Source organism: Polynucleobacter sp. (genome assembly GCF_044342855.1).
Classification (GTDB): domain Bacteria; phylum Pseudomonadota; class Gammaproteobacteria; order Burkholderiales; family Burkholderiaceae; genus Polynucleobacter.
Window position 1 is genome coordinate 1 of the sequence record NZ_JBIIPA010000029.1, and the last position, 24709, is coordinate 24709.

Here is a 24709-nt window from a genome sequence, read left to right on the forward strand (position 1 = left end):
GAGGTTCTTTAGCGCTCGGTTATCGTGAGTCAGTTCAGCAACCATCGTTTTATATTCGGAGAGCTGCTGCTCTAGCTCTTTGACCCGTTTGAGCTCAGACGCTTCAAGGCCGCCGTATTTGGAGCGCCATAATGACCAACGGAAATCCCTTTAGGGATAGAAAGTGGCACCGCTAATGCCATGCGTTCGGAGTAAATCGGCCATCGGTAATCCGCTTTCGGCTTCCTTCAAAATTCCAACGATTTGGGTCTCTGTAAATCGTGACTTTTTCATATTGATTCTCCTGTTGTAAATACTGCCATAAACAACAGAAAACGCTACTTCTTAAATGTACGAATCTAAGGGGATACTACACCTGCGTTTGAACAGTAAGTTGGCGCCTCTTTGCTTCACCCATATGGTGACCTCGTGAAATCCATTGAAACTCGCTTCCAGTCTAGCTTGCAGCTGGTTTATGCAACGTCAACTGCCGGAAAGAGGATAATTTAGACCAAAATGACAGCCTTTTTCACGAATTTACGCATGATATAGCTCAAAAAACCCTCTTGTTGTAGTGTGCTCGGCGGGAGCTTGGTGCTAGCGCCGGTAGTGGCAAGAGTCAGATTAGCTCGCTTGCATGCACACCTAACCATCAAATGGCTGGCCCATTTAAGCGTCCAAGAATTGCCTCCATTGACATGCCGATGGCCAACAACATCTGATCACTGCCCAGCGGTCCGTCAATTTCTAGGCCAACAGGTAGCCCCGCAGTTGTTAAGCCCGCAGGAATCGACAAACCGGGGATACCAGCATTACTGCTAGGGTCGGTATTGCGAATAATGGCTGAAAACTCATTCATTCCAGGAACCAGACTCCCATTAACAGCAATGTTTTGAGCCGAGCCATTGATAGCGTCAATAGTAGGCGCAGTAATAATGACGGTGGGGAAAAGAATGACATCCAATTTGTTAATGGAAAAATACTCTCGGTACATTGCCTGCAAAGTTGGGCGATGCAAGTTAATGGCATCCAAGTACTCTCCACCCAGAGCATCGGTCGTAATGGCGCCAAATACACCCCTTACATCCGGACTTGCTATTTGATTGGCAATACTCTGCACCGTAATGCTATCCGCCCCATTGGCTGCCAGATAGCCTGGAATATCTAGTAGCGGCTCATGCAGCGCTATAGGAAATGAAATTTTGTCATTTAAGGCAATAATGCCTTCCATGTCGACATTGACCATGATGGCGCCCGCATCCACCAACTTCTGTCTTGCGGCCATCGCAACTACAGACAGACTTGCATCCAATCCAGACCAGAATGAGGCTGGTATTCCCATGCGGATACCCTTAAGCGACCGCGCAGTAGGCATAGCTGTATCAGTGATCACTGCGTCCAACAGCGCCACATCTGCAACGCTGCGCCCCATGGGTCCCACCGTGTCGCGGGTGTGACTAACTGGAATCACCCCATTACCATCAACATAGCGACGACCTTTACCAAGCCCATCACCCACCGAGGGGCGTAGCCCGACAATCCCACAAAAAGCCGCTGGCACGCGAGAAGATCCCCCTGTATCCGTACCCAAGCCGCAGGGTACAAAACCTGCAGCAATTGCGCTCGCCGTACCACCCGAGGATCCGCCTGGAACATGCAAGGTGTTGTATGGATTTTGAGCGGGCCTGCTGGCAATGCCTGCCGCGTCCACGCCCAATGTAAAGTTAGTGCTCGTCACGCCCAAAGCCATTTCATGCATATTTGATTTGCCCAACACAATGGCACCCGCATCAATCAATTTTTGCAATGAAGGGGCGTTTCTGGTGGGCTGAAAATTCCTCAGGGCAGGTGTGCCGCCGGTTGTTTTCATATCCTTTGTATTGATATTGTCTTTAACCACAATTGGTAGCCCTGCTAGCAACGGCAAGCGTTCGCCTGCTGCGCGCTTGCCATCCAACAACGCTGCAGCGGACAGGGCGCCAGACTCATCAAGATATATCATGGCATTCAAGCTGCTATTTGCTTTGGCGCAATCAATCAAAGTTGTTATATAGCTTACGGCACTCAAAGAACCATTGCTAATGGCGGTAATCGCCTCGATTGAAGTAAGGGCCAGTTGCTGCTTCCCAGTCAATGATGCGCTTTTTAATGATTTAGGAAAGCTAGAGACCAACAGCGCATTTCGGATTGGCAAGCTCTGAGCAATGGATGGAGCGGCCAATGCTGCAGCACCCGCACCGATAGTGGCTTTCTTTAAAAACGAACGTCTTTGCATTTCCATCTCCTAAAAAATATAGTTTTTCTGTTTTTCTTCTAATTTATTTACCGCCAACAGTCATCGATCCAATTAAGATGGAACCGGTTTCTTTAGACCCTCGGATCAATGAATCACTACCAATCATCTGAATATCCATCAGCATATCGCGTAAGTTGCTGGCAATCGTAATTCCTTCAACTGGGTATTAAATCTCCCCGCGCTCCACCCAGTAACCAAAGGCGCCACGAGAGTAATCACCTGTGACATAGTTCACGCCCTGCCCCATCACCATTGCGGGTGCCCACGTTTAAGGCATCTTTGGTTTTGGAAATACCTTGGCTAGAAAGATCCATAAGTGGGGCTGCCGCTGCACCCTTGCCTATAAAATGTCGATGATCCATTAGGGGTCCCTAGGTTAAATGTTTGCGCTATTGACGAGCATTCCTTTGGCGCTCACTTGAGCTTAAGGCGGCGTGGCGATTCCCGCCATCCTCAAGATTGAGGAAGGGTCAACCCTAGGTTAGTTGCCTTGTTGTTTGTAGCTTTCCAATCAAAGAAGAGCGATTGTTTACACCAAGCTTGCGAAAGGCGCTATCGACATGGCTTCGTACGGTTGTTACTGCAATGCCGAGCTGCTGCGCAATGTGCTTGTCGCCATATCCAGCAACAACACACCGCGCAACCTCCTGCTCGCGCTGACTCAAGAACTCAAGAGCTGCGATTGTTTCTGCAACTACTGGCATGTATATATTTGGATGATTGCGCTGCAGCGCTGCGACAAATGCTGGGCGCACTAGATTGAGCAGCTCCAAATCGGTTGAGGTGAAATTACCTCTGTCCTTAGCGCGCCAGATACGCATGTCCCCAATATTGCACCCTCCAGACCATGCGTAGAGGTTAATGCCCCAGTGAAGCCCATCGCGCGCTAGAAAATCATTAAAGAATTCGGTTTTTTTCAGTTCGGCCTGAGGTAAGACCTCAGTAACGCGTACTGCCTTCTGGTGCTTTTGCAACTCATGCGTAATGGGGTCATGGAACTGGTAGTGGACCTCATATAGGTGCGCGCTGTCATTACTCATATTGATATGGATGCCAGAGCCGAAGCAACTCTCAGGCTCATTCCAGACGTAGCTAGCATAATGCTGCGCGCCGAGGAGCTCCAACATCAACCCCCCCAGCTGGGTACGAATAGCTCGGCTATCCGTTGCCTCAGCCAGGATGGCCATGACTTGCGAAAGCACCTTTATCTGATAAGCATTGAGATGCATTGCCTTACACTCTCTAGATGAGTAATCTAAAAACCTGACCACAATAGCTATAGCTTTCATTCAGGTTTAGGGAGCTATCCCCGTTACCTTTTGGCGGATGGAGCGGTAGCCTATTGGAGCGGCTATCTTGGGTGTTCATAAATGATGCAATTCAAACAAATGGATTGGCCCGATACATCTCCAAATGTAGCCTCGAGCCCACCCCAAAATTAATACCATTGACTGGAGATTGCTTAGCGGGCCGCATTTAGGGAGACTCTAAATTGAAATCTGTGTTGACGGATAGCTCATGCCAAATACTGATGTCATCATTCATCAGTTGGTTCTTGCTAATTAACCAATCCATGGCATCCCGTCCCGCCAAAAAGTGGATCGGCGGACTTTCAGACGCTTCAATGATCATTAATGCCCGAGCTAATTTTTTAGGATCGCCAGACTGCAGTTGATTTGCGTTCGCTATATTGCTTCGGAATTTTTCAGATTTAGCTTGATAGTCTTCAATTGCTTTAGTTCCATGAGCAATGGAGCTCGAGTCAAGAAAATCGGTCCTAAAGTAACCCGGCTCAATTACGGTTACCTTAATCCCAAACATCCTTAACTCCTCCGCCAAGGACTCTGAAAATCCAGTCACAGCAAATTTAGAGGCTGCATAAACAGAGTATCGATTCCCACCTTTTAGACCGGCAGCTGAAGAGATGTTGAAAATATGACCTTTTCCATTTCTGCGCATGATTGGTAAAATAGTCCTGGTTACGTCCATCAACCCAAAGACGTTGGTTGAAAACTGCCTCTCAACAGCCTCCGGAGTTACCTCCTCAAACGCACCCATCTGACCATATCCAGCATTATTTACAAGCACATCTATACGCAAAAATGTTTCCTTTGCGTGGTTAACGGCGGCCTCTATTGATGACGCATTCGTGACATCAAGAGACAGGGAAAGTAAGTGATCGCTATCGGGGCCAAGCTCTTGATTAATCGACTGAGTATTTCTGGCGGTAGCTACAACGCGATATCCCAAAGCCAGTCCTGCTTTAGCGATTTCCAAGCCAAGCCCACGATTGGCGCCAGTAATAAACCAAACCGGCGAATTGATATTGGACATTAGAGGTTTACTCTGACCAGCTTAGGTTGATTACAAGCAATGGGATCGAAATGAACCATTCGACAGATTTCTTGGCGTTCATACCAGCATTCAGGTTTTTTAAAAGACACGACACCCATCATCCCTCAATTGGAAAATTATCTATTTATAAAATTGGGTTTACGTTTTTCACCAAAAGCCGCCATCCCCTCTTTGCGGTCTTCGGTGGCAAAGGTGGACTGAAAGGCCCTCCTCTCAAATCGCAAACCCTCAGTCAATGTTGATTCATAGGCTACGTTAACAGCCTCTTTCACAAGGTATATCGCCGGCAAAGATTGATGAGAAATCTTTTTTGCAGTTTTAAGAGTGTCTTCAAAAAGAGCTTCAACAGGAGCAACTCGCACAACTATACCCATGGCGAAAGCCTCATTGGCGTCAATTAAACGTCCCGTTAGGCACAGCTCCATTGCCCTAGCCTTGCCAATAATACGAGTTAATCTCTGAGTTCCTCCAGCGCCAGGCATTGTTCCCAAGTTAATTTCCGGCTGACCAAATTTAGCAGTGTCAGAGCAAATAATAAAATCACAAGCCAATGCTAACTCACAACCACCACCCAATGCATAGCCAGATACCGCCGCAATGATCGGCTTTTTAAACCCGCTAAAACGCTTCCATGTACCCTCTCTACCGTGCGGTGAATCACTTAATAATATTTCAGAAAATGTCTTATCGGTCATCTCTTTAATGTCAGCGCCAGCAGCGAATACCTTTTCGCCGCCCCATAAAACAATAGCGCCGCAGGAGTCATCTCTTTCAAAAGCGTCTATTGCCTGAACTACCTCGGTAATGAGCTGCGTAGAAATTGCATTCATCGCGTCTGGTCTATTAAGGGTAACGATTCCTACGCGGTCCCTTCTATCAACAAGAATTGTTTGGTATTGAGTCATGTTTTTTATCCTGCTAACTTATCTTGATGTTTTCCACCCAAACCTAAATAAGCTGCGATGATTCTAGGATCATCCGCCAACTCACTGGCTGGGCCTTCTATTTTTAACTCGCCAGTCTCTAAGACATAGGCGTAATCTGCAACCTGTAATGCAGCACGTGCATTTTGCTCAACTAAGAGAATGGATACTCCCCGTCTTTTTAGCTCAACAATAATCCTAAAAATTTCCCTAACAATTAGCGGGGCTAGACCTAAACTTGGCTCATCTAACATCAGCAATTTTGGTTTGGCCATTAATGCCCTGCCAACAGCCAACATTTGGCGCTCCCCGCCCGACAAAGTGCCGGCCATTTGATTGCGACGCTCTTTTAACCTTGGAAACAAAGCAAAAACTTCATCCATAGTTTTAGCTGAATCACGGCGCCCCATGCGATGACGTTGAAAAGCCCCAAGAATCAGATTGTCTTCGATACTCATTTCACTGAATAGCTCCCGTTTTTCTGGAACCAAATTCATGCCCTGAGCTACCATTTCTTCAACATCAGGAGAAAGGTAAGCCACCCCCTCAAAATTGACCACTCCTTTAGAGCTCAAGAGGCCCATAACTGCCGATAGCATCGTAGTCTTACCAGCCCCATTTGGGCCAATAACAGTGACTATCTGACCTTCTTTTACTTGCAGGCTAATGTTGCTGACCGCCTCAACATCTCCATAGGAGACCGATAAATTCTTGATGTCCAATACGATCTTATCGATCATGCCTCAACCCCTCCTAAATACGCCTCCAAAACAACTGGGTTACTCTGGATTTCTTCTGGAGAACCTTCAGCAATTTTTTGACCAAATTCCATTACCACTATTCGGTTAACTAGCCCCATAACGAAGTCCATATCATGCTCTACAAGCAAAATCGCCATCCCTTCGCTACGCAATCTGGTAAGCAAAGTCGCAAGCGCCTCTTTCTCTTTGTATCGCAATCCAGCAGCAGGCTCATCAAGTAGCAATAAGCAAGGATCAGCACATAAGGCTCGAGCTATCTCGAGAATGCGTTGTTGACCTAATGCGAGCGACCCCGCCTCCAAAAACATGCGATCTTTTAAGCCCACCCGCTCAACTTGTGCTGCTGCCTCAGCCAATAAGCGAGCCTCCTCCTTGCGGTCTAGTCTAGTGACTGCCGCAAATATCCCCTTGGACCCACGAAGATGGAGGCCAATCGCCACATTCTCCAGCACCGTCATTCCTGGCAAAATCTTCACATGCTGGAAGGTTCTGCTCATGCCCAGCTCAGCGATAGCGGCTGGTGATTTCTTTGAAATTGCCTCACCGCAAAACAGAACCTCTCCAGAGGTGGGAGTATCTACCCCAGATATTTGATTAAACATAGTGCTTTTACCAGCGCCATTGGGGCCAATGAGCGCCAATATTTCGCCAGCCTTAACACTTAAATTCATTTGATTATTGGCAATCAATCCGCCAAACCTCTTTGTTACATCCTTCACCTCCAGTATTACCTCTCCATGTGGCGGCATTTCTTTTCTTGATAAAGCCGCACTCAGAGAATTAATAGTGATAGTAGTCTTTTTGACCGGAAAATACCTCTGCAAGATTGGCCAAAGTCCATTGCGAGCCTTTTGCAAAACCACCACCATGAGGATTCCAAAAACAATGGCCTCAAAATTTCCAGAGCTACCTAAAATCTGCGGCAATAAATCTTGCAACCACTGTTTTGAGGTGGTTAAGAGTGTGGCACCTAAAATTGCACCCCAAACATGACCCGCACCACCAACTACCGCCATAAAAAGATATTCAATACCAATGTGAATGCCAAATGGAGTGGGATTAACAAAGCGCTGAAGATGCGCGTAGAGCCATCCAGAAGTTGAGGCAAAGGTGGCGGCTATTAAAAATATCGCCATTCTTGATCGAGCCGTGTCAACGCCCATGGACTCGGCCATTACTATGCCACCTTTAAGCGCTCGAATTGCGCGACCCTCTCTAGAATTCAAAAGGTTGCTTGTAGCAAAAATAGCAGCAAGCACAAAAATCCAAATCAGATAGTAATACTGGCTAGGATCTTCAAGCTTAAGCCCAAAAATGCCAACGGCTGGAATGCTAGTAATGCCAGTATGTCCACCCAAGGGCTCTAAATTACCAAAAAGGAAATAAATACTAATACCCCATGCGATTGTCCCTAGAGGTAAAAAGTGACCAGATAAACGCAGCGATATTAACCCGACAAAGTATGCAATAACGCATGTAATGAGAATTCCTGAAAGCAAGCTTAACCAGGTGGACTGACCAATCCAAAAAATCCACATTGGCAAATCTTGAGCAGTGGTTAGATAAGCTGTAGTGTAGGCGCCGATACCAACAAATGCAGCCTGCCCAAAGGAGGTTAACCCACCAACACCAGTTAAGAGAACCAAGCCTAAAGCAACCAAGGAATAAAGGCCGATGTAATTTAGTAAAGTTACAAAATATGCCGACAAGACAAAGGGTGCAAGTAGCAAGCAAAAGAGAAATGCACCCAGCACCCATTTGGGAGAAATTTGAATATGCTTCACTCGTCATTCTCCAGATGATGCGATCTAAGAGAAAACCACAACAAAACAGGAATAATCAACATAAATACAATAACCTCTTTAAATGCACTAGCCCAAAAAGATGAAAAAGACTCAATAATTCCAACAATGATTGCGCCTAGAGATGCAATTGGGTAGCTTGATAGGCCGCCAATAATTGCCGCCACGAATCCTTTTAAAGCAATCAAAAATCCGCTGTCGTAATAAATGGTGGTGTTCGGGGAAATAAGCACACCTGAAATTACGCCAATAAAGGCAGCCAAAAGAAATGTAATTCTTCCTGCTAATGTTGGAGATATACCCATCAAACGTGCGCCAGTCCTATTAAGAGCGGTTGCTCTTAATGCTTTTCCATAAAGCGATTTGCTAAAAAATAGATAGAGTGCCGCGATCAATAAAATTGATACTCCAAGCATAACTAATGATTGGCCCCCGATAATCATAGGGCCTATAGTCAACTTGTATTCTGTGAATACGGTCGTTCTCGACCCCTCTGGCCCGAACACCAAAAGACCAATCCCAGTCATCACTGAATGTAGGGCCACAGAAATAATTAACAAAACCAAAACAGACGCATCCGCAACTGGCTGATAAACCACCCTATAAATCATTGGGCCAATTGGAATAATGATAATCAGCGTTACCAATATTTGAATGAGCAATGGTATCGCTGCTAAATTTAACTGAGCAAGGGCAAGCATCAATACAAAGGGGAGACACAAGTTACTCGCGAACGATTTAGTCAACCCTTTATAAATTCTGTGCCTCAGGCACACAATTGCATCAATTACAAAAGTTGCAACCCCTAAGAAAATCAATATCCAGACTGTTTCAGGAAATCGGTCCGTCTGAATAGCGGCAAGCGTTAAAGCCCCCCAAGCCACAAATTCACCTTGAGGGATAAAAATAATTTTTGTAACTGTAAAAACCAAAACTAAAACCAACGCCAATAATGCGTATATCGCGCCATTAGTGATGCCATCTTGAATTAACAGTAAGACAATTGAAAAATCCATAATAAATATTCTTAAGAGGGGTTATCCCCTGGGCAGACTTATGCCCAGGGAGAAACTAGCAGGAACTTACTCAACTAGCTTCCAGGTTCCGTTATCAATTTTGGCCATCACCCGCGCCCGCTGATCCAGGCCTAAATGGTTTGTCGGCGTCATATTGAATACGCCATGCGCACCTGAAGCATTCTTCGTGGCCTCAAGCGAGTCACGGAGCGCAGCCCTAAAATCTTTAGTTCCTGGCTTACCTTTTTTCAAAGCTTCTGGAATTGCCTTATTTACCAGCATGGATGCATCCCACGCATAACCACCAAATGCAGACGCGGAGCCTTTTCCATACACCGCTTCATATTTGTTCACATACTCAGTAGCTGATTTTTTTACTTCATTGCTATTAGGCAATTGACTTGCTAAAACCATCGGACCAGCAGGCAAAAAGGTGCCTTCACAATCCTTTCCACAAACACGTAAGAAGTCATTATTTGCAACACCATGGGTTTGATAAATTTTTCCAGCATAGCCACGCTCTTTCAGCGTCTTTTGAGGTAAGGCAGCTGGAGTTCCTGAGCCAGCAATCAAAACAGCATCTGGCTTTGTAGCCATAATTTTTAGAATTTGCCCTGTTACAGAAGTATCATTTGGAGCAAAACGTTCATTGGCGACAATATTGATGCCCTTTACACTAACGATTTTTGAAAACTCCTGATACCAACTTTCACCATACGCATTTGAATAGCCAATAAATGCCACATTTTTCACTCCGTTATCCCCCATATGGGAGATAACAGCTGTTGCCATTTGAATATCGTCCTGTGGAGTTTTAAATACCCACTTCCGCTTTGCATCCATAGGCTCAACGATTCTTGAAGACGCTGCCATCGACACCATTGGGGTTTCGGACTCAGCTGCAATATCAATCATTGCTAAAGAGTTTGGAGTAATAGTTGAGCCAATAATGACATCAACATGGTCCTCACTAACTAATTTTCGGGTATTTTTTACCGCTGTTGTTGTATCAGATGCATCGTCCAGAATAATGTAATTGATCTTTTCATTTCCAATTTTCCCAGGCAGAAGTGCGATAGTATTTTTCTCCGGGATGCCCAAAGATGCAGCTGGGCCAGTTGCCGATACTACGACGCCTATATTGATATCGGCATTGGCTAGCTGAGCCAAACCACATAAAACCATGATCCAAGCTAACTTTGCTCTGTTTCTCATAACTCCCCTTAGGTAAATGATCAAATTAAACGCTGAATAAGTGCCCGTCTTTGAGTGCGGGCCTAGTAAATCAAACTCTTTCAATAATCATTGCAATGCCTTGCCCTACGCCTATGCACATGGTGCACAAGGCATACCTTCCCTTGATACGCTCCAATTGACGTAAAGCCGTCAGAACTAGACGAGCTCCCGACGCCCCCAGAGGGTGACCCAATGAGATTGCACCGCCATTGGGATTAACATGCTCCGCATCATCAGGCAGACCCAGTCGCCGCAGAACCGCCAAGCCCTGCGCTGCAAAGGCCTCATTTAGCTCAATCACGTCCATTTGATGAATGCCCAAACCTGCTTTAGCCAAAACCTTAATGCTGGCAGGTGCTGGGCCAATGCCCATAATTCTCGGCTCAACCCCAGCGGTTGCCATTGCAACAATCCTAGCTCTAGGCGTTAATGAATACTGCTTAGCAAGCTCGCCACTGGCAATTAATAATGCAACAGCGCCATCATTCACCCCAGATGCATTGCCCGCTGTCACAGATCCATCCACCCTAACTACCGGCTTAAGTGCAGCCAAAGTTTCTAAGCTGGTTAAACGGGGATGCTCATCTTCGGAAAATAATTTTGGTTCACCCTTCTTTTGGGGAATTAAAACCGTTAATAATTCACCGGAAAAAAAGTTAGATTCCCGCGCTTTTGCATAACGCTGCTGACTGCGAAGGGCGAATTGATCTTGATCGGCGCGAGAAATATTAAAGTCATCCGCAACATTCTCGGCAGTTTCAGGCATTGAATCAATCCCATACCGCTTCTTCATTAATGGATTTATGAAGCGCCAGCCAATGGTCGTATCTTCAATTTTGATTGCCCTAGAAAAAGGTGCGTCAGTCTTGCCCATGACAAATGGCGCCCTACTCATACTCTCAACACCGCCAGCAATCATTAATCCCACTTGTCCAGACTGAATCGAGCGAGCCGCAATTCCAATTGCGTCCATTCCTGATCCGCATAAGCGGTTAATGGTGGAGCCCGGGATACTTATGGGGAGCCCCGCAAGAAGACCCGCCATTCTGGCAACATCTCGATTATCTTCCCCGGCCTGATTGGCGCAACCATAATAAATATCATCCACCCTAGACCAGTCTACTTGGGGATTGCGTAGCATTAACTCCCCGATTGGGAGTGCCCCCAAGTCATCGGCGCGAATCGAAGATAGTGCGCCTCCATATCTGCCAAATGGAGTTCTAGCACCATCACAGATGTAAGCATTAATCATTTGGAACCTTTTTAGCTAACTTTTGATTTAAACTTATTTCACTGGAAATGCCCTCGGCACCACGAATAAATAAATTCGTTATCAACGGCGCAATTTCCTTAAAAGTGAGGCTTCCAGACGGTTTAAGCCAAGTAAACGTCCAGTTGATCATGCCAAATAAACTCATCGTTAATGACCTGACCAAATGTTCGCTATTCATTGCTGGAAACATGGAGGCAATGACGCTCGAAAACTCATCAACAATCAGCCGTTGCTTTCCAATGACCTGCAAACGCATCTCGGACTGCAAAAACTTTACGTCCTGAACTAAAACCATATGTTTGGATGCAGAATGCTCATACTCCAATAAATAATTACACACCAGTTTTGTAAAATAAGTTTCAGGATCCATCTGGTGAACCTTTGTTTCGCGAATGATTTCAATCAATCTATCAACATAACTGTCAGCAATGTCGAATAAGATTTCTTCTTTATCTTTGTAGTAGTGATAGAGCAGTGCCTTGGATACGCCACACTCTTTCGCCAACTCCAGCATTGAAGCATTGTGGAATCCGTTGCGGGCAAATAGGTCGGCCGCGCGCTCCAAAATATTGGCACGCTGCAACTGAAATTTAGGCGCTCGTCCTCTACTCATCTTGAATCCTCATATTCTCTTTATCGATTGTCGAAACTAATAACTACTCTGTCAGTCAATGGGTGTGATTGGCATGAAAGCACGAATCCAGCCTCCAAATCATCAGACTCAAGCGCAAAGTTTCGACCCATGCGCACTTTTCCTTCAAGAACCTTGCAGCGACAGGTGTTACAGACGCCACCCTTGCAAGAGAAAGGTAAATCCATTCCAGATTTGAGGGCTACATCCAGAATGGACTCATCGCCCTCCCTAAATTCAACATCACGTTTGAGGCCATCGGCAATAACTGTAATGGTGGATTTCGGAGCATCTCCCGCAATTGCACGATGTTTCATCTCACCATTCGCAACGCCAAAGCGTTCCAAATGAATTTTTTTCTGCTCTAGTCCGGCATTTTTCAATGCAGTTTCAACTTCATCAATCATCCCGCCAGGGCCGCAAATAAATGCTTCATCAATATCGGTGACAGGGAGCAAGCAGGAGAGGAGTTCGCCAACTTTCTTGGAATCCAGGCGCCCATTGAGCAGGGGTATCTCTTGCTCCTCGCGCGAGAAAATGTTGTGCATGCTGAATCGCGTCAAATATCGATTCTTCACATCCTCCAGATCCTCTTGAAAAAGAATTGAATTTTGACGACTATTACCAAAAACAAGAGTAAAAGAACTAAATGGCTCACTCTTGAGTGTGCTTTTAATAATCGAGAGAATGGGGGTAATACCGCTACCTGCCGCAAAGGCAACGTAATGCTTTTTATTGCTAGGATTTAATTGGGTGTGAAACTTTCCCTCCGGCGTCATCACCTCAATCCGATCGCCCGCCTTAAGGGCAGCGTTGGCCCAACTGGAGAAGGCGCCACCAGGAACCTTTTTAATCGCCACTCTAATTTCACCATCATTGATACCGGTGCAAATAGAATACGATCTTCTTAATTCCCGACCATTTACTTCAGACTTCAAGGTCACATGTTGGCCCTGGATAAATTGATAATCCTCCTCAAGATCTTTTGGAATATCAAAAAGAATGCTAATGGCCTCATGAGACTCTTGCCTTACTTGGGCAATGGTTAGGGCATGAAATTTGGGTGTCATCTGTATTTCTCCAGCAATTAAATTGGCTTAAAGTACTCAAATGGCTCTCTGCAGTCTAGGCAGCGATACAGAGCCTTGCAGGCGGTCGCTCCAAACTCCGACAGCCTCTCATTATTTATAGAATTGCAGCGCGGACATTCCATGACATCTTTTTTACGTGGCATAAACTGAATGACTTGCTCTTTTTTCGTTGAAACTTGGGTAAAGCATGAGGGCGGGGCAATGCCATATTGCCTTAACTTTTCCCTGGCATCAGGGTTAAGCCAATCAGTTGTCCAGGCTGGGGATAGTTGAATTTCTAGGGTAACCGATTGTGCGCCAGCCCCTAATAAAGCAGTTCTGATGCTGCGCTCAATAAATTCAGTAGCAGGACATCCGCTGTAGGTAGGCGTAACAACAACTTTAAAAGCTCCGCCATCCTGAATGAGGTCTCGCACAATCCCTAAATCAGTTATGGTGATAGCTGGAATTTCTGGGTCTAGTACCGCCCCCAAAACCTTCCAGGCCTGATCAAGCGAAAGCGTCATATACCCTTCTTGCCCATTACCATTGAGCTCCAGGATAGCAACGCTGCATATATTGCATTTCCGCCAATATGTGGCCCAAGTGCTCACTGTGGCGGCCAAACTTTCCATGGCTCGCAAAAGGTGTTTCATTTGGCATTATTAAGTAGGCTTCGGCAATTACCGGCTTTACCAAGTCCAACCATGGGCCCCTTAACTCACCCCAAGCTGGGCCAATATTGACATTGCTAACTTCAGCATCAACTGCGGTTGAGGCAAAAAATTCGTTCGTATAAGGCCATAAATAATTAAGCGCCTCTTGAGCTTTGGTATGTGAAGCTTCAGTCCCATCCCCCAAGCGCACCACCCATTCCCCGGAATGATTGAAGTGATATCGGGCTTCTTTAATGCTTTTTTCGGCGATAGAGGCCAATTGAGCATCGGAGGAGTTTTGCAGAGCGTCCCAAATCAATAGCTGAAAGCCGCTGAAGAGAAAGTTCCGAAGGATGGTCCTGGCAAAGTCATGATTTGGTAGCTCGCAAATGGTGAGATTTCTAAAAGCAGGCTCATTGCGCAGAAAAGCCAGTTGATCTTCATCTCTGCCTTTGCCCTCTAGCGCTCCGATATGAGAAAGTAGTAAGCGAGCCTGACCAATGTAATCCAGTGCAGTATTGGCCAGGGCAATATCTTCCTCAAGAACAGGCGCATGACCGCACCATTCTGAAATTCTCTGACCTAAAATCAAAGAATTATCCGCAAGACGTTGCATATATTCAAGGTGACTATTTTTTATTAATTGCTGACTCATGTCGCTTCCTTACATGTGGTTAACTTCATCCGGCAACTTATAAAACGTTGGATGACGATAAATCTTATCTTCAGCAGGATCAAATAACTCTGGCTTCGCATCTGGATCGGAGGCAATAATGTTGTCCGCCAATACCACCCAAATACTCACACCTTCTTGTCGGCGTGTGTAAACATCTCGCGCTACTTGTAGCGCTAATTTTGGATCGGAGGCATGTACGCTTCCACAATGCTTATGATCCAAACCATTGCGACTTCTTAAAAACACCTCCCAAAGAGGCCACTCCTTTTGAATATCACTCATTTCGCCCTCCTAATGATTAAGCTGCACGTTGATTAACTTGCTGATGCTTTTTGGAATAAGCCACTGCCGCATCCCTTACCCATGCACCGTCATTCCAGGCTTTAACCCTGGCGGCCAAGCGATCAACATTGCCTTGGCCGTGACCACCCACCACATTCCAAAATTCATCCCAATTAATTGGGCCGTGGTCAAAATGCTGGCGAGATTCATTCCACTTCAAATCAGGATCTGGTAAGGTAATGCCCAAAATCTCGGCCTGTTTAACGGTGGCATCAATGAATTTTTGACGTAAATCATCATTGGAGATGCGCTTGATTCCCCATGCAGAATTTTGAGCTGAGTGAACGGAGTCATTATCATGCGGGCCGAACATCATGATTGACGGCCACCACCAGCGATTAACGGCATCTTGAACCATTTCCTTCTGCTCATCAGTGCCTTTCATCATCGCCAATAATAGGTCGTAACCCTGGCGCTGATGAAATGACTCCTCCTTGCAAATGCGAACCATTGCTCTTGCGTAAGGGCCGTAGCTACACTTGCATAATGGAATTTGATTCATGATGGCAGCACCATCAACAAGCCAGCCAACCACCCCAATATCAGCCCAATTTAATGTTGGGTAATTAAAGATTGATGAATATTTGGCTTTGCCACCATGCAATGCCGCCAGTAGTTCATCGCGAGATACGCCCATAGTCTCTGCAGCCGCATAAAGATAAAGTCCATGACCCCCCTCATCCTGCACCTTAGCCAAAAGAATGGCCTTACGCTTTAATGATGGGGCTCGTGTAATCCAGTTCGCCTCCGGCAGCATTCCAACAATTTCAGAATGGGCATGTTGGCTGATTTGCCGCACTAGAGTTTTTCTGTAACCTTCTGGCATCCAATCTTTTGCCTCAATAAAATCACCTTTTGCTAGCTTCGCATTAAAGTCCGCCTCATAGGCTGGATTTTCGACGATGCGCGGGGCATTCTCTTTTGACCCCGGAGTTTCAATTAATGACTGTGTATACATAACTCTTCTCTCTTGGTGGCTTACTTACTTCTGTTGTCATAAACGCGCTTCACTTTTCCAACTAAGGTGCGTTCAATTTCGAATGGATTTTTTACTACGATAGATGCTGATACGCCTATCAAGGTTTTAATTAGATGCTGTAACTCTTTTGCCACCTGCTCGCGAGCGTTATCGGAAATCGAACCATGCGCCTCGGGCGTTAATTCGACATGAATAGCCAAGGTATCTAAATGTCCTTTTTTATCAATGTGTAATTGATATTGTGCGGATAACTGAGGTAAACGGAAAATCAATTCCTCCACCTGAGTTGGGAATAAATTAACGCCTCGAATAATTAGCATGTCATCTGAGCGGCCAGTGATCTTACCAATTCGACGCATACTACGTGAAGTGGGTGGCAGCAAGCGAGTCAGATCGCGCGTGCGATAGCGAATGATGGGTAACGCCTCTTTAGTTAAAGTAGTAAATACCAGCTCTCCTTCTGAGCCATCAGGGAGAACCTCTCCAGTTTCCGGATTGATGATTTCTGGGTAGAAAAAATCTTCCCAAATCACTGGGCCATCCTTGCTTTCAACGCACTCACTTGCAACACCCGGGCCCATGATTTCAGATAGCCCATAAATATCAACCGCATCAATGCCGGCGCGCCTCTCTATTGACTCTCTAGTTCCCTCGGTCCATGGTTCGGCTCCAAAAATTCCCACCTTTAAAGAGGTTGAATTTGGTCGCACGCCCAAACGCTCCATCTCATCAAGGATCGTCAGCATATAGCTTGGGGTAACCATAATGATGTTTGGTTTAAAGTCTTCAATAATCTGAATTTGCTTCTCAGTTTGACCGCCAGACATAGGAATAACGGTGCAGCCTGCTCTTTCTGCCCCATAGTGAGCACCCAGGCCGCCGGTAAATAATCCGTATCCGTAGGAAATATGAACGGTATCCCCTGGTCGACCGCCAGCAGCCCGAATGGAGCGGGCCACTAAGTTCGCCCAATTATCAATATCCTTGGTTGTATATCCGACTACAGTTGGCTTTCCAGTGGTGCCAGAAGAAGCGTGAATGCGAGAAACTTGCTCACGGGGTACTGCAAACATTCCAAACGGATAGCTGTCTCGTAAATCTTTTTTTCCTGTAAATGGAAACTTTGCAATATCTGCTAAGGTCTTTAAGTCATCCGGATGAATACCGTTTTCATCAAACGCTTTTTTATAATGGGGCACATTGATATAAGCATGATTCAAAGACCACTTCAACCTTTCTAATTGCAACGCCTCAATCTCGTCTCTACTAGCTGTCTCTATGGGATCCAAGTCACCTGGCTTAGGAATTTTTACGGTCATGAATTTATCCAGTCTAATAATTTAAATTACAACGACATGCCGACCCTTGAGTCGATAACTATTGCCGCGCATCACCGAAATTAATTGATCATCTTGGTTTCGAACGGAAACGTCATAAACCCCAGTTCTTCCAAATAGGCAAACTTCTTTGGCCTCAGCAGTCAAGACATTGCCTTCATTAACGGGGGCGATGAAATCCATTCTTAATCCAGACGAAACAGTGACATCATTGTGGCTATTGCAGGCATAAGCAAAGGCCGTATCGGCCAAAGTTGTAATGAAACCGCCATGGCAATTTTTAAAGCCATTCAACATATCACCACGTACCGTCATTCTTAATTTGGCATAGCCAGGCCCAATGCCTTCAAAGCGCATTTCCAGACTTTTAGCAACTGCATCCTCTTTAAGCATATGATCACGAACACTTTCAGCAAGGTGCTGAGCAGATAATTCAGGTTGCACCATAAAAATAATCCCCACTAATCGCTTTACGTTGAATCAAAGGCGAAACGCGGTAACGCTCTTCGCCATAGTGTTTTGATAAATTGCTCAAAACTTCAAAAACATACTTCAAGCTCAAATCATCGGCCCAGCGTAATGGGCCCTTTGGATAATTTGTCCCAAATCGCATGGCAATATCAATATCCTCTATTGAGGCTACGCCTTGTAGTGCAGAGTCGGCAGCTTCATTAGCAAGCATGCAAATAGTTCTGCATGCGAGCATTCCAGCAATGTCATCAATCCGACTAACTTGATAACCAGCCTTCTGCAAGGTGCCTGCCACACCGTCAAAATTAACTTGGGAACATTGATCGGACTTGGCTAGGAGGGCTATTTTTGCCAACGCGAAATCTAATGCGCAATCAATATGCACCAGATTTTGAATCTTCCCTTCAGCGCTTCTCGATGTTGCAGTACCCCCATTCGTTAACGCAAGCACGCTGTCACCAATTCTTATTTGATTCGGCGGTATATCTTCATATTGAACCCGAATCCCTGCCGCTGAAAAACGATCCAGTATTCCACCAATCATTGGATTATTTTGACTGGCGATAACCGCCATGTGACCATCTTTTGCATCAAGAGTTTGTGTCCTTAAGGCTAGGGCGCCTTCTTTATAGTCATAAAATCCTTGCCCAGTCTTTTTGCCAAGACGTCCACCCAAAACCAACTCCTGCTGAATAAGACTCGGCGCAAAACGCTTATCTCCGTAATGCGCGTTGAATACAGAATTGGTTACCGCAAAATTAACGTCATGTCCAATCAAGTCCATTAACTCAAATGGACCCATGGGAAATGAGCAGGCATTGCGCATGTAGGCGTCAATCGTTGCTATATCAAGTGCACCTTCGTTTAGCACTCGTAGTCCTTCGGCGTAATAAGGGCGCGCTACGCGGTTAACAATAAAGCCCGGTGTAGATCTTGCATACACCGGGATCTTTCCCCAGGTTTTAGCAGTCTCATAAACGACGCTTAAAATATGTTCTGATGAAGCTATTCCAGCAATGACTTCTACCAACTTCATCCGCATTGCGGGGTTAAAAAAATGCATTCCCACAAATCGTTCTGGTCGAGCCAGCTTTGAGGCAATTGCGGTAATGGAAATAGAGGAGGTATTGGTTGCCAGAATGGCATTGGCATTCAGAATTTCTTCAATCTTGCGAAATACAGACTGTTTCACCTCAAGATTTTCAACGATTGCTTCTATTGCCAAGCTTGCATCGGAAGCACTCTCCAACCGATCTATGCAGTGAATTCTTTCAACCACATTGCGGGCATTCTCAGGGAGGGATTTTCCTTTGCTTACTAGGAGCTCCTGATTTTTTCTAATCGCCTTAAGGGCCTTTTCAAGCATGGGTGCCTGCATGTCATAGAGATAGACGATATGACCCGCTTGCGCAGCAACTTCAGCAATGCCGCCGCCCATGGCTCCAGCACCAACAACCAGAATTTTGTCTGAGGTTTTAAGTGCGCTCACACTATTTACCCAAGAATACCGCTGGACGTTTTTCAATAAAGGCTGCGACACCTTCGCGATAGTCTGCAGTCTTCCCGCAGGCGGTCATCAAATCCCTCTCGAGATCAAGCTGAGCTTCAAATGAATTAGTTGAGCTTTCCCAAATTGCCTTCTTAGTTTGTGCATATCCAAAAGTAGGCCCTTTTGCTAAATTTTTTGCGCATTGGGTAGCCACCTCTAATAATGTCTCGTCTTCTACACACTTCCAAATCAAACCCCATTGCTCAGCTTGATCGGCACTCACTTTATCGCCCAGTAATGCCAGTCCCATTGCCCTTGCTGGTCCAAGCAGCCTGGGCACTATCCAAGACCCACCTGTGTCTGGAATCAATCCCAGCTTGCTAAATGACTGGATAAAGCTGGCTGACTTGGCGGCAAATACAAGGTCGCAAGCAAAAGCAATGTTTGCGCCGGCTCCCGCTGCAACACCATTTACAGCAGCGATCACCGGCAATTCCAGCGCTCTGATTCTCATCACTAAAGGTTTATAATTTTTTTCTACCGATTCGCCCAAATCTGGGACTGTATCTCCCGAAGCCATATTGCGATCTGATAGGTCCTGGCCGGCACAGAATCCCCTTCCGGCCCCGGTAAGTAGAACGGATCTTATGGACCCATCTCTTTGACCGGCCTCTATTAGCTCAAAGGCAAGCTTGACCTCTCGATGCATTTGAGCGTTAAAACTATTTAAGCGGTCAGGGCGATTGAGGCGCAAAACTGCGCACAACTCATTTATTTCAAGCTCTATAGTTTCAAAATTTGCCATAAATTCCCTAGGTACAAAATATTATTGACTGATCGGTCAATCGATAATACAGTTGATCCAAATCAAATAAAAGCACTTTTTTATTAGGACAAACCATGACTAATCTTTTCCAAAAGCACGAAAACACCTTGAATCAAGCGATTGACGCAATCCATAATCGCGGCTATTGGTCCCCATACAAGGAGCAGCCTAGCCCCAAGTTCTATGGAGAAACTGCTGATGAGGATGGCAAAAAGGCTGTTTCTAGCTACCTTTCCAAACCATTCGAATTGGAGCAGCCTGGCAAAATAGGCGTGTCAAGTACTGAAAAATCGCCATATGGCTTACCAGTGGGCATTAGTTATCCAGTTTGCGATATCAATATATTGATTGAAGCCGCTAAAAAAGCTCAAAAACCATGGCAACAGATAGGCGCCAATGGCAGGGTTGGAGTTTGCCTGGAGATTCTAGAGAGAATTAATAGGCGTAGCTTTGAGATTGCTCATGCGGTCATGCTAACAACCGGTCAGGGCTGGATGATGGCCTTCCAGGCGGGTGGGCCACATGCGCAAGATAGAGGTCTGGAAGCTGTGGCATACGCTTGGGGCGAAATGAAAAATATTCCCTCCGAGTCCATTTGGGAGAAGCCGCAAGGCAAAAACCCCGCTCTTGTTATGAGAAAAAATTATGAAATTATTGGCCGCGGCGTGGGCTTGGTCATTGGTTGTGGAACTTTTCCAACCTGGAATACCTACCCAGGCTTATTCGCCGCACTAGCAACCGGCAATCCAGTGATTGTTAAGCCACACAGCAACGCAATTCTGCCGGCTGCAATTACCGTAAAAATTATTCGAGAAGTATTGCAAGAAGAGGGGCTTGATCCCAATCTGGTGAGCTTGGCCGTAGTAAATAAGCGTGAGCAGACTCAAGCTTTGGCTCTTCATTTAGAGGTAAAGTCAATTGACTTTACTGGAAGCAATGTTTTTGGTGAGTGGCTTATTGCAAATGCCAAACAAGCGCAAGTATATGCCGAGCTTGCAGGCGTGAATATTATCGTGATCGAGTCAACCGATGACTACAAAGGCATGCTTCGAAATATTGCCTTTACTTTATCCCTGTACTCCGGCCAGATGTGCACGACAACTCAAACCATCATCATTCCGGAAAATGGCATTGAAACCAATATAGGCTCAAAATCGTTTGATGAGATTGCGCAGGACTTGGCTGGTGCAATTGATAAGTTGCTCAGCGACCCCGCTATTGCAGTGCAAATATTGGGGGCTATTCAATCAATTCAAACATTAAAGCGAATTAAAGAATCCGCCATGCTTGGAAAAGTCATTCTGGCCTCCCGAGCAATTGAGCACCCTGACTTTCCAAATGCGCAGGTTCGCACTCCACTTTTATTGAGTTGCGATGCTGCCGATGAAAAATACTATATGGAAGAGCGTTTTGGGCCAATTAGCTTTTTAGTAAAAGCAAAAGATAGAGATGCGGCTACCGCACTTTCTGAGAAAATCGTAAGAGAGCATGGCGCGCTTACTGCTGGGCTTTACTCAAACAAACCAGAGTACGTTAATCAAATGATTGATGTGAGCTGGAGGGTCGGGGTTGCACTTTCAATTAACCTCACAAGCGGTGTCTATGTTAACCAGTCAGGGGCATTCTCGGATTACCACGGTACCGGTGTAAATCCATCCGCAAATGCAAGCTACTCTGATTCCGCATTTGTTGCCAATCGGTTTAGGGTGATTCAACGTCGCCAACATATCACTGTTGATTGATGGCGTGGATTACAAAAGGCTTGATGTGCCAGTCCCGGTTAGGGCGAGTGTGTAAACCTTGTGAGCGCCTCGCCTTTTTCGTTTTACCCACTACGAAGCACATCGAGCCATTAGAAAATATGTAAATAGCGGAAATTAAAACGTGAGTCTTCTTTGAGGCCGCTATAAACACTTAAGTCTCTTCCCAGGGTAAATAGCACTTGATCGCTCGGGGTAATGAAGGTCGATGCGGTAACTTTTACATTGGTAGTTTTAATTTGATCCTTTTGGCCAACTCCATTAATAGAGGTTTGTCCCCCGAAATAATATGAAGTGCCTACAGCAAATTTAGTTACCGGTGTCCAGTTATAACTTATATATCCTTGCGCTTGATACAGTGGCGCCTGGCTAAGGGCGGCATCATAATTTTTCTGATAAATCATGCCATCACCGGTAAGCTCAATATTGAATTTCTCCCCAATACCGTGGGTGTAGCCAAATTGAAGATCATATTTCATGCGATTTTCACCCACATTGAGCGGCGAATTTTTTTGGTAAGAGCCGGTTGGCAGATAAACATAAGGCACAACAGCAAATGCTTGACGATTACTCTTATTATCAAGAAGCCAAATAGGCGCAATCAAAGCGAGATCGCCAATTCCGTTGGCGTTGCCCATGGTCGACAGGGCTCCACCAGTTTTCAGCTGGGCAGCCGGCAACACAAGCTCTAAAGCCGCGGGCAAGCCGGCCATGCTGGTCCAATAAACATAGCGAGCAACTTCAACGCTTGATTGGAGTTGGGCGCTCTTACTGAGTAATGCCCCTTCTGCGAAAGCTTGAGTTCTGTTAGCGCGCTGTAAATAGACGAGACCCATATTTGTCCCGGCCGGAGCGGTAATCCAGTCTCCCGGATCAACATCGATTGCATGGGCTGGAAGGGTTGACCCTATGAGGCCTGCGGCCAAGGCCACGCTTGTGAGGGTAAAAAAATTAAGGTTGATTTTTGCATTGTTTATTTTTTTATTAAGCACAATGAATACTCCATTGATATGGTTATTAAAGAAGACTCAATACGCTAGGCGGATTCAGTGAAGGGGTTTGCTTTGATTCGAGTTTTAGCTTAAGGGGGTGCGGCAAATACCGCCATCCTCAAGATTGAGGAAGGGTCAACCCTAATAATTTATGAGTGTCTGTCGTCCAACACGTTGGTAGGCCTTAAAACCAGAACAAAATCGTTTAGACCCATTTCAAAAAATAGGGGAAATCGATGAAACAATTTCAAGTTACTAGGAGTAAGTGATCTACATCTTGCACTAAGCCGATGTCTGGAGTTACTGTTGAAGATGTCAGCCACAGCGTTCGATTCTCGCAAGCCCTCTATATCCAGAGGAAAATCTAAGGCTCGAAAGATTGCTTGCATTAGCGGTATCGCTAAGCATCAAGCAATTATGGTCAATCGACTTTATGCACGACCAGTTACAAGATAGCGAATTCATCCGCCTGTTTAATGTGACCGCTGTCAGAACTGGCCCCGTTCCTTTGAACAGCATTCCCCAATTTATAAGTGGATTCTCCACTCTGCTTAAGCTGCCTTTAATGCTGGTGGCAGGGTTTTAAAACACCCATCTTCTTCATCAGGGTGGATACATGGCGTCTGCCAACCTTAAAGCCTTGTCGGTCCAGTTGATCACGCAGCATCCGAGCCCCCATGGTGGGGTGCTGTAAATGCAGCTCATCAATCTGACGCATCAGGTCTAAGTCTTTGGAAGAGGCAGGCTTGGGCAAGTAATAGAGCGTGCCACGGCTAATATTGAGTAGCTTGGCTTGAGTACTAATAGGCAAAGGATGGTTTGGGGTAATCATTTTTTGCGCTCAGCAATCCCGCTTTGGTGAGCGCCGCTTTGCCAAAAAATCATTCTCCAATGCGAACTGACCAATCTTGGCATGCAATACCTTCAGATCAACCGGTGGGGTAGTCGGCTCACCGCCAAAGACATCGGCTGCCCGGTCAACTAACTGGCGTTTCTATTCAGTGATCTGGTTGGGATGGACATCATGCAGCACTGCTAATTCTGCAATCGTCTTATCCCCAACAATGGCTGCTAGGGCCACTTTGGCTTTTAACTTGGGTGAGTGGGTACATCTTGGTCGTCTTGCCATTTGTTCTCTCTACTTTCTGGCCCATAGGACCTATCAAAATAGCAGAGAATTCACTTATCGGGGTGTTCAGATTTGTGAGGCCAGTTCTGACTTTAATCGTGAGGCTTTAGGGATTAAAGTGGACTTTTACTTGCCATCTGAGCGAGTGGTTCGCAGCTTAAATCAAATCTCACTCCATCATTTATTGCAGCAATGAGGGTAAGCAAAATACTCCATAACCGCTTAGTTTATGAATTTTTTCGCAAAGAAAAGACTGTGCGAATATTGAGGGTGTAGCCAACCCTCATTTATCCTAGATCCGGCAGTTATCCTGTCATCGCGAGCTGATTTGGCGGATACCAAGGCGGCAGGGGGCAGGTGATTCTCTGCACCACGTAGTCCAAGAACGTTTTCTGACCCGCGTTGAAAATTAGCACCACTACCAGTGAACTGACCCCAAGAAGTTGGACAACACATCCAACCAAAGGAGCAGGTTTCGTGACTAAATACAATGCGCAATTTAAGTTAGAAGTGATTCAAAGCTACCTAAAAACAGGCAGTCAATATCAAACTGCTAAGCTTTATGGGGTAAACACTTCTGATGTCCGTAGATGGACGCTGGTTTATCAACATCATGGACCTGCAAGCCTGCAAAAACAAGTGAATCAAAGACGTTCTGTAAAGCATAAACCGGAGATCTTGGAATATATTAGAGTTCATGGCATCTCCGC

At 45.7% G+C, this 24709-nt stretch carries 23 protein-coding genes and 3 pseudogenes; 2 read left to right on the forward strand and 24 right to left on the reverse strand.

The features are described from left to right. The 22 genes and pseudogenes from ACIQZ3_RS08990 to paaG form a co-directional block, all read right to left on the reverse strand. A pseudogene (locus ACIQZ3_RS08990) lies at positions 1 to 273 on the reverse strand (transposase); the annotation flags it as partial. Positions 274 to 631: 358 nt separating this feature from the next. After that, the gene (iaaH, locus tag ACIQZ3_RS08995; RefSeq protein WP_397392374.1) at positions 632 to 2254 is read right to left on the reverse strand and encodes an indoleacetamide hydrolase; all 1623 of its coding nucleotides are present in this window, start codon (positions 2252 to 2254) and stop codon (positions 632 to 634) included. Positions 2255 to 2297: 43 nt separating this feature from the next. Beyond that, positions 2298 to 2525: pseudogene (locus ACIQZ3_RS09000) on the reverse strand (metallopeptidase TldD-related protein); the annotation flags it as partial. After that, positions 2491 to 2637 carry a hypothetical protein gene (locus ACIQZ3_RS09005; protein ID WP_397392418.1) on the reverse strand — a complete coding sequence of 49 codons (147 nt, stop codon included), beginning with the start codon at positions 2635 to 2637 and terminating at the stop codon, positions 2491 to 2493. The gene ACIQZ3_RS09005 and the pseudogene ACIQZ3_RS09000, both read right to left, overlap by 35 nt. 114 nt (positions 2638 to 2751) lie before the next feature. Then, positions 2752 to 3504: a response regulator transcription factor gene (locus ACIQZ3_RS09010; protein ID WP_397392376.1), complete on the reverse strand. Its 753-nt coding sequence runs from the start codon at positions 3502 to 3504 to the stop codon at positions 2752 to 2754. 247 nt (positions 3505 to 3751) lie between these two features. Then, positions 3752 to 4609, reverse strand: a complete 858-nt coding sequence (locus tag ACIQZ3_RS09015) for an oxidoreductase (protein WP_397392378.1) — start codon at positions 4607 to 4609, stop codon at positions 3752 to 3754. 137 nt (positions 4610 to 4746) lie between these two features. Then, complete coding sequence (locus ACIQZ3_RS09020; protein WP_397392380.1) at positions 4747 to 5535, reverse strand: enoyl-CoA hydratase-related protein; 789 nt, start codon at positions 5533 to 5535, stop codon at positions 4747 to 4749. Between the two features lie 5 nt (positions 5536 to 5540). After that, positions 5541 to 6293 (reverse strand): ABC transporter ATP-binding protein, encoded by a 753-nt coding sequence (locus ACIQZ3_RS09025; RefSeq protein ID WP_397392382.1) that lies wholly within the window; start codon positions 6291 to 6293, stop codon positions 5541 to 5543. Continuing rightward, a complete protein-coding gene (locus tag ACIQZ3_RS09030) occupies positions 6290 to 8098 on the reverse strand; it encodes an ATP-binding cassette domain-containing protein (protein WP_397392384.1) in 1809 nt (602 codons plus the stop codon). The genes ACIQZ3_RS09025 and ACIQZ3_RS09030 overlap by 4 nt, the downstream gene beginning before the upstream one ends. Then, a complete protein-coding gene (locus tag ACIQZ3_RS09035) occupies positions 8095 to 9132 on the reverse strand; it encodes a branched-chain amino acid ABC transporter permease (protein WP_397392386.1) in 1038 nt (345 codons plus the stop codon). The genes ACIQZ3_RS09030 and ACIQZ3_RS09035 overlap by 4 nt, the downstream gene beginning before the upstream one ends. Positions 9133 to 9198: 66 nt before the next feature. Next, entirely contained in the window at positions 9199 to 10347 is a 1149-nt protein-coding gene (locus ACIQZ3_RS09040; protein WP_397392388.1) for an ABC transporter substrate-binding protein, read from the reverse strand. Between the two features lie 70 nt (positions 10348 to 10417). Continuing rightward, positions 10418 to 11620 (reverse strand): 3-oxoadipyl-CoA thiolase, encoded by a 1203-nt coding sequence (gene pcaF / locus ACIQZ3_RS09045; protein WP_397392390.1) that lies wholly within the window; start codon positions 11618 to 11620, stop codon positions 10418 to 10420. Then, the gene (locus ACIQZ3_RS09050) at positions 11613 to 12254 is read right to left on the reverse strand and encodes a TetR/AcrR family transcriptional regulator (protein ID WP_397392392.1); all 642 of its coding nucleotides are present in this window, start codon (positions 12252 to 12254) and stop codon (positions 11613 to 11615) included. The genes pcaF and ACIQZ3_RS09050 overlap by 8 nt, the downstream gene beginning before the upstream one ends. A 20-nt stretch (positions 12255 to 12274) precedes the next feature. Next, positions 12275 to 13342, reverse strand: a complete 1068-nt coding sequence (gene paaE, locus ACIQZ3_RS09055; RefSeq protein ID WP_397392394.1) for a 1,2-phenylacetyl-CoA epoxidase subunit PaaE — start codon at positions 13340 to 13342, stop codon at positions 12275 to 12277. A 17-nt stretch (positions 13343 to 13359) separates the two neighbouring features. Then, positions 13360 to 13869 carry a 1,2-phenylacetyl-CoA epoxidase subunit PaaD gene (gene paaD, locus ACIQZ3_RS09060; protein WP_397392396.1) on the reverse strand — a complete coding sequence of 170 codons (510 nt, stop codon included), beginning with the start codon at positions 13867 to 13869 and terminating at the stop codon, positions 13360 to 13362. 16 nt (positions 13870 to 13885) lie between these two features. Continuing rightward, entirely contained in the window at positions 13886 to 14653 is a 768-nt protein-coding gene (gene paaC, locus ACIQZ3_RS09065; protein ID WP_397392398.1) for a 1,2-phenylacetyl-CoA epoxidase subunit PaaC, read from the reverse strand. 9 nt (positions 14654 to 14662) lie between these two features. Continuing rightward, entirely contained in the window at positions 14663 to 14956 is a 294-nt protein-coding gene (gene paaB, locus ACIQZ3_RS09070; protein ID WP_397392400.1) for a 1,2-phenylacetyl-CoA epoxidase subunit PaaB, read from the reverse strand. A gap of 16 nt (positions 14957 to 14972) precedes the next feature. Beyond that, positions 14973 to 15974, reverse strand: a complete 1002-nt coding sequence (gene paaA / locus ACIQZ3_RS09075) for a 1,2-phenylacetyl-CoA epoxidase subunit PaaA (protein ID WP_397392402.1) — start codon at positions 15972 to 15974, stop codon at positions 14973 to 14975. A 20-nt stretch (positions 15975 to 15994) separates the two neighbouring features. Continuing rightward, complete coding sequence (gene paaK, locus ACIQZ3_RS09080; protein WP_397392404.1) at positions 15995 to 17314, reverse strand: phenylacetate--CoA ligase PaaK; 1320 nt, start codon at positions 17312 to 17314, stop codon at positions 15995 to 15997. Between the two features lie 21 nt (positions 17315 to 17335). After that, a complete protein-coding gene (gene paaI / locus ACIQZ3_RS09085) occupies positions 17336 to 17779 on the reverse strand; it encodes a hydroxyphenylacetyl-CoA thioesterase PaaI (RefSeq protein WP_397392406.1) in 444 nt (147 codons plus the stop codon). Further along, on the reverse strand, positions 17766 to 19292 hold the full coding sequence (locus ACIQZ3_RS09090) for a 3-hydroxyacyl-CoA dehydrogenase (RefSeq protein WP_397392408.1): 1527 nt from the start codon (positions 19290 to 19292) through the stop codon (positions 17766 to 17768). The genes paaI and ACIQZ3_RS09090 overlap by 14 nt, the downstream gene beginning before the upstream one ends. 1 nt (position 19293) lies before the next feature. Further along, positions 19294 to 20097, reverse strand: a complete 804-nt coding sequence (gene paaG / locus ACIQZ3_RS09095; RefSeq protein WP_397392410.1) for a 2-(1,2-epoxy-1,2-dihydrophenyl)acetyl-CoA isomerase PaaG — start codon at positions 20095 to 20097, stop codon at positions 19294 to 19296. Positions 20098 to 20192: 95 nt separating this feature from the next. Between paaG and paaN the strand changes: the two genes are divergently transcribed. Next, positions 20193 to 21860 carry a phenylacetic acid degradation protein PaaN gene (paaN, locus tag ACIQZ3_RS09100; RefSeq protein WP_397392412.1) on the forward strand — a complete coding sequence of 556 codons (1668 nt, stop codon included), beginning with the start codon at positions 20193 to 20195 and terminating at the stop codon, positions 21858 to 21860. A gap of 110 nt (positions 21861 to 21970) precedes the next feature. Here the strand turns inward: paaN and ACIQZ3_RS09105 are convergent, their stop codons facing one another. Together ACIQZ3_RS09105 and ACIQZ3_RS09110 are read right to left on the reverse strand one after the other, a co-directional pair. After that, positions 21971 to 22870, reverse strand: a complete 900-nt coding sequence (locus ACIQZ3_RS09105; RefSeq protein ID WP_397392414.1) for a transporter — start codon at positions 22868 to 22870, stop codon at positions 21971 to 21973. Between the two features lie 562 nt (positions 22871 to 23432). Next, positions 23433 to 23999 (reverse strand): annotated as a pseudogene (locus tag ACIQZ3_RS09110) (IS3 family transposase). A 477-nt stretch (positions 24000 to 24476) separates the two neighbouring features. Here ACIQZ3_RS09110 and ACIQZ3_RS09115 point away from each other — a divergent pair. After that, positions 24477 to 24709, forward strand: a 233-nt coding sequence (locus tag ACIQZ3_RS09115) for a helix-turn-helix domain-containing protein (protein WP_397392416.1), incomplete at its 3' end; no start/stop codon positions are given.

Excerpts from the sequence above, each read along its gene's own strand:
- paaI (WP_397392406.1), bottom strand. The coding sequence starts at position 17,779 with ATGGTGCAACCTGAATTATCTGCTCAGCACCTTGCTGAAAGTGTTCGT.
- iaaH (WP_397392374.1), bottom strand. The coding sequence starts at position 2,254 with ATGCAAAGACGTTCGTTTTTAAAGAAAGCCACTATCGGTGCGGGTGCT.
- ACIQZ3_RS09020 (WP_397392380.1), bottom strand. The coding sequence starts at position 5,535 with ATGACTCAATACCAAACAATTCTTGTTGATAGAAGGGACCGCGTAGGA.
- paaN (WP_397392412.1), top strand. The coding sequence starts at position 20,193 with ATGACTAATCTTTTCCAAAAGCACGAAAACACCTTGAATCAAGCGATT.
- ACIQZ3_RS09035 (WP_397392386.1), bottom strand. The coding sequence starts at position 9,132 with ATGGATTTTTCAATTGTCTTACTGTTAATTCAAGATGGCATCACTAAT.
- ACIQZ3_RS09025 (WP_397392382.1), bottom strand. The coding sequence starts at position 6,293 with ATGATCGATAAGATCGTATTGGACATCAAGAATTTATCGGTCTCCTAT.
- paaE (WP_397392394.1), bottom strand. The coding sequence starts at position 13,342 with ATGACACCCAAATTTCATGCCCTAACCATTGCCCAAGTAAGGCAAGAG.
- paaA (WP_397392402.1), bottom strand. The coding sequence starts at position 15,974 with ATGTATACACAGTCATTAATTGAAACTCCGGGGTCAAAAGAGAATGCC.
- paaB (WP_397392400.1), bottom strand. The coding sequence starts at position 14,956 with ATGAGTGATATTCAAAAGGAGTGGCCTCTTTGGGAGGTGTTTTTAAGA.
- paaD (WP_397392396.1), bottom strand. The coding sequence starts at position 13,869 with ATGACGCTTTCGCTTGATCAGGCCTGGAAGGTTTTGGGGGCGGTACTA.
- ACIQZ3_RS09015 (WP_397392378.1), bottom strand. The coding sequence starts at position 4,609 with ATGTCCAATATCAATTCGCCGGTTTGGTTTATTACTGGCGCCAATCGT.
- ACIQZ3_RS09005 (WP_397392418.1), bottom strand. The coding sequence starts at position 2,637 with ATGGATCATCGACATTTTATAGGCAAGGGTGCAGCGGCAGCCCCACTT.
- paaG (WP_397392410.1), bottom strand. The coding sequence starts at position 20,097 with ATGGCAAATTTTGAAACTATAGAGCTTGAAATAAATGAGTTGTGCGCA.
- paaK (WP_397392404.1), bottom strand. The coding sequence starts at position 17,314 with ATGACCGTAAAAATTCCTAAGCCAGGTGACTTGGATCCCATAGAGACA.
- ACIQZ3_RS09040 (WP_397392388.1), bottom strand. The coding sequence starts at position 10,347 with ATGAGAAACAGAGCAAAGTTAGCTTGGATCATGGTTTTATGTGGTTTG.
- ACIQZ3_RS09010 (WP_397392376.1), bottom strand. The coding sequence starts at position 3,504 with ATGCATCTCAATGCTTATCAGATAAAGGTGCTTTCGCAAGTCATGGCC.
- ACIQZ3_RS09050 (WP_397392392.1), bottom strand. The coding sequence starts at position 12,254 with ATGAGTAGAGGACGAGCGCCTAAATTTCAGTTGCAGCGTGCCAATATT.
- pcaF (WP_397392390.1), bottom strand. The coding sequence starts at position 11,620 with ATGATTAATGCTTACATCTGTGATGGTGCTAGAACTCCATTTGGCAGA.
- paaC (WP_397392398.1), bottom strand. The coding sequence starts at position 14,653 with ATGAGTCAGCAATTAATAAAAAATAGTCACCTTGAATATATGCAACGT.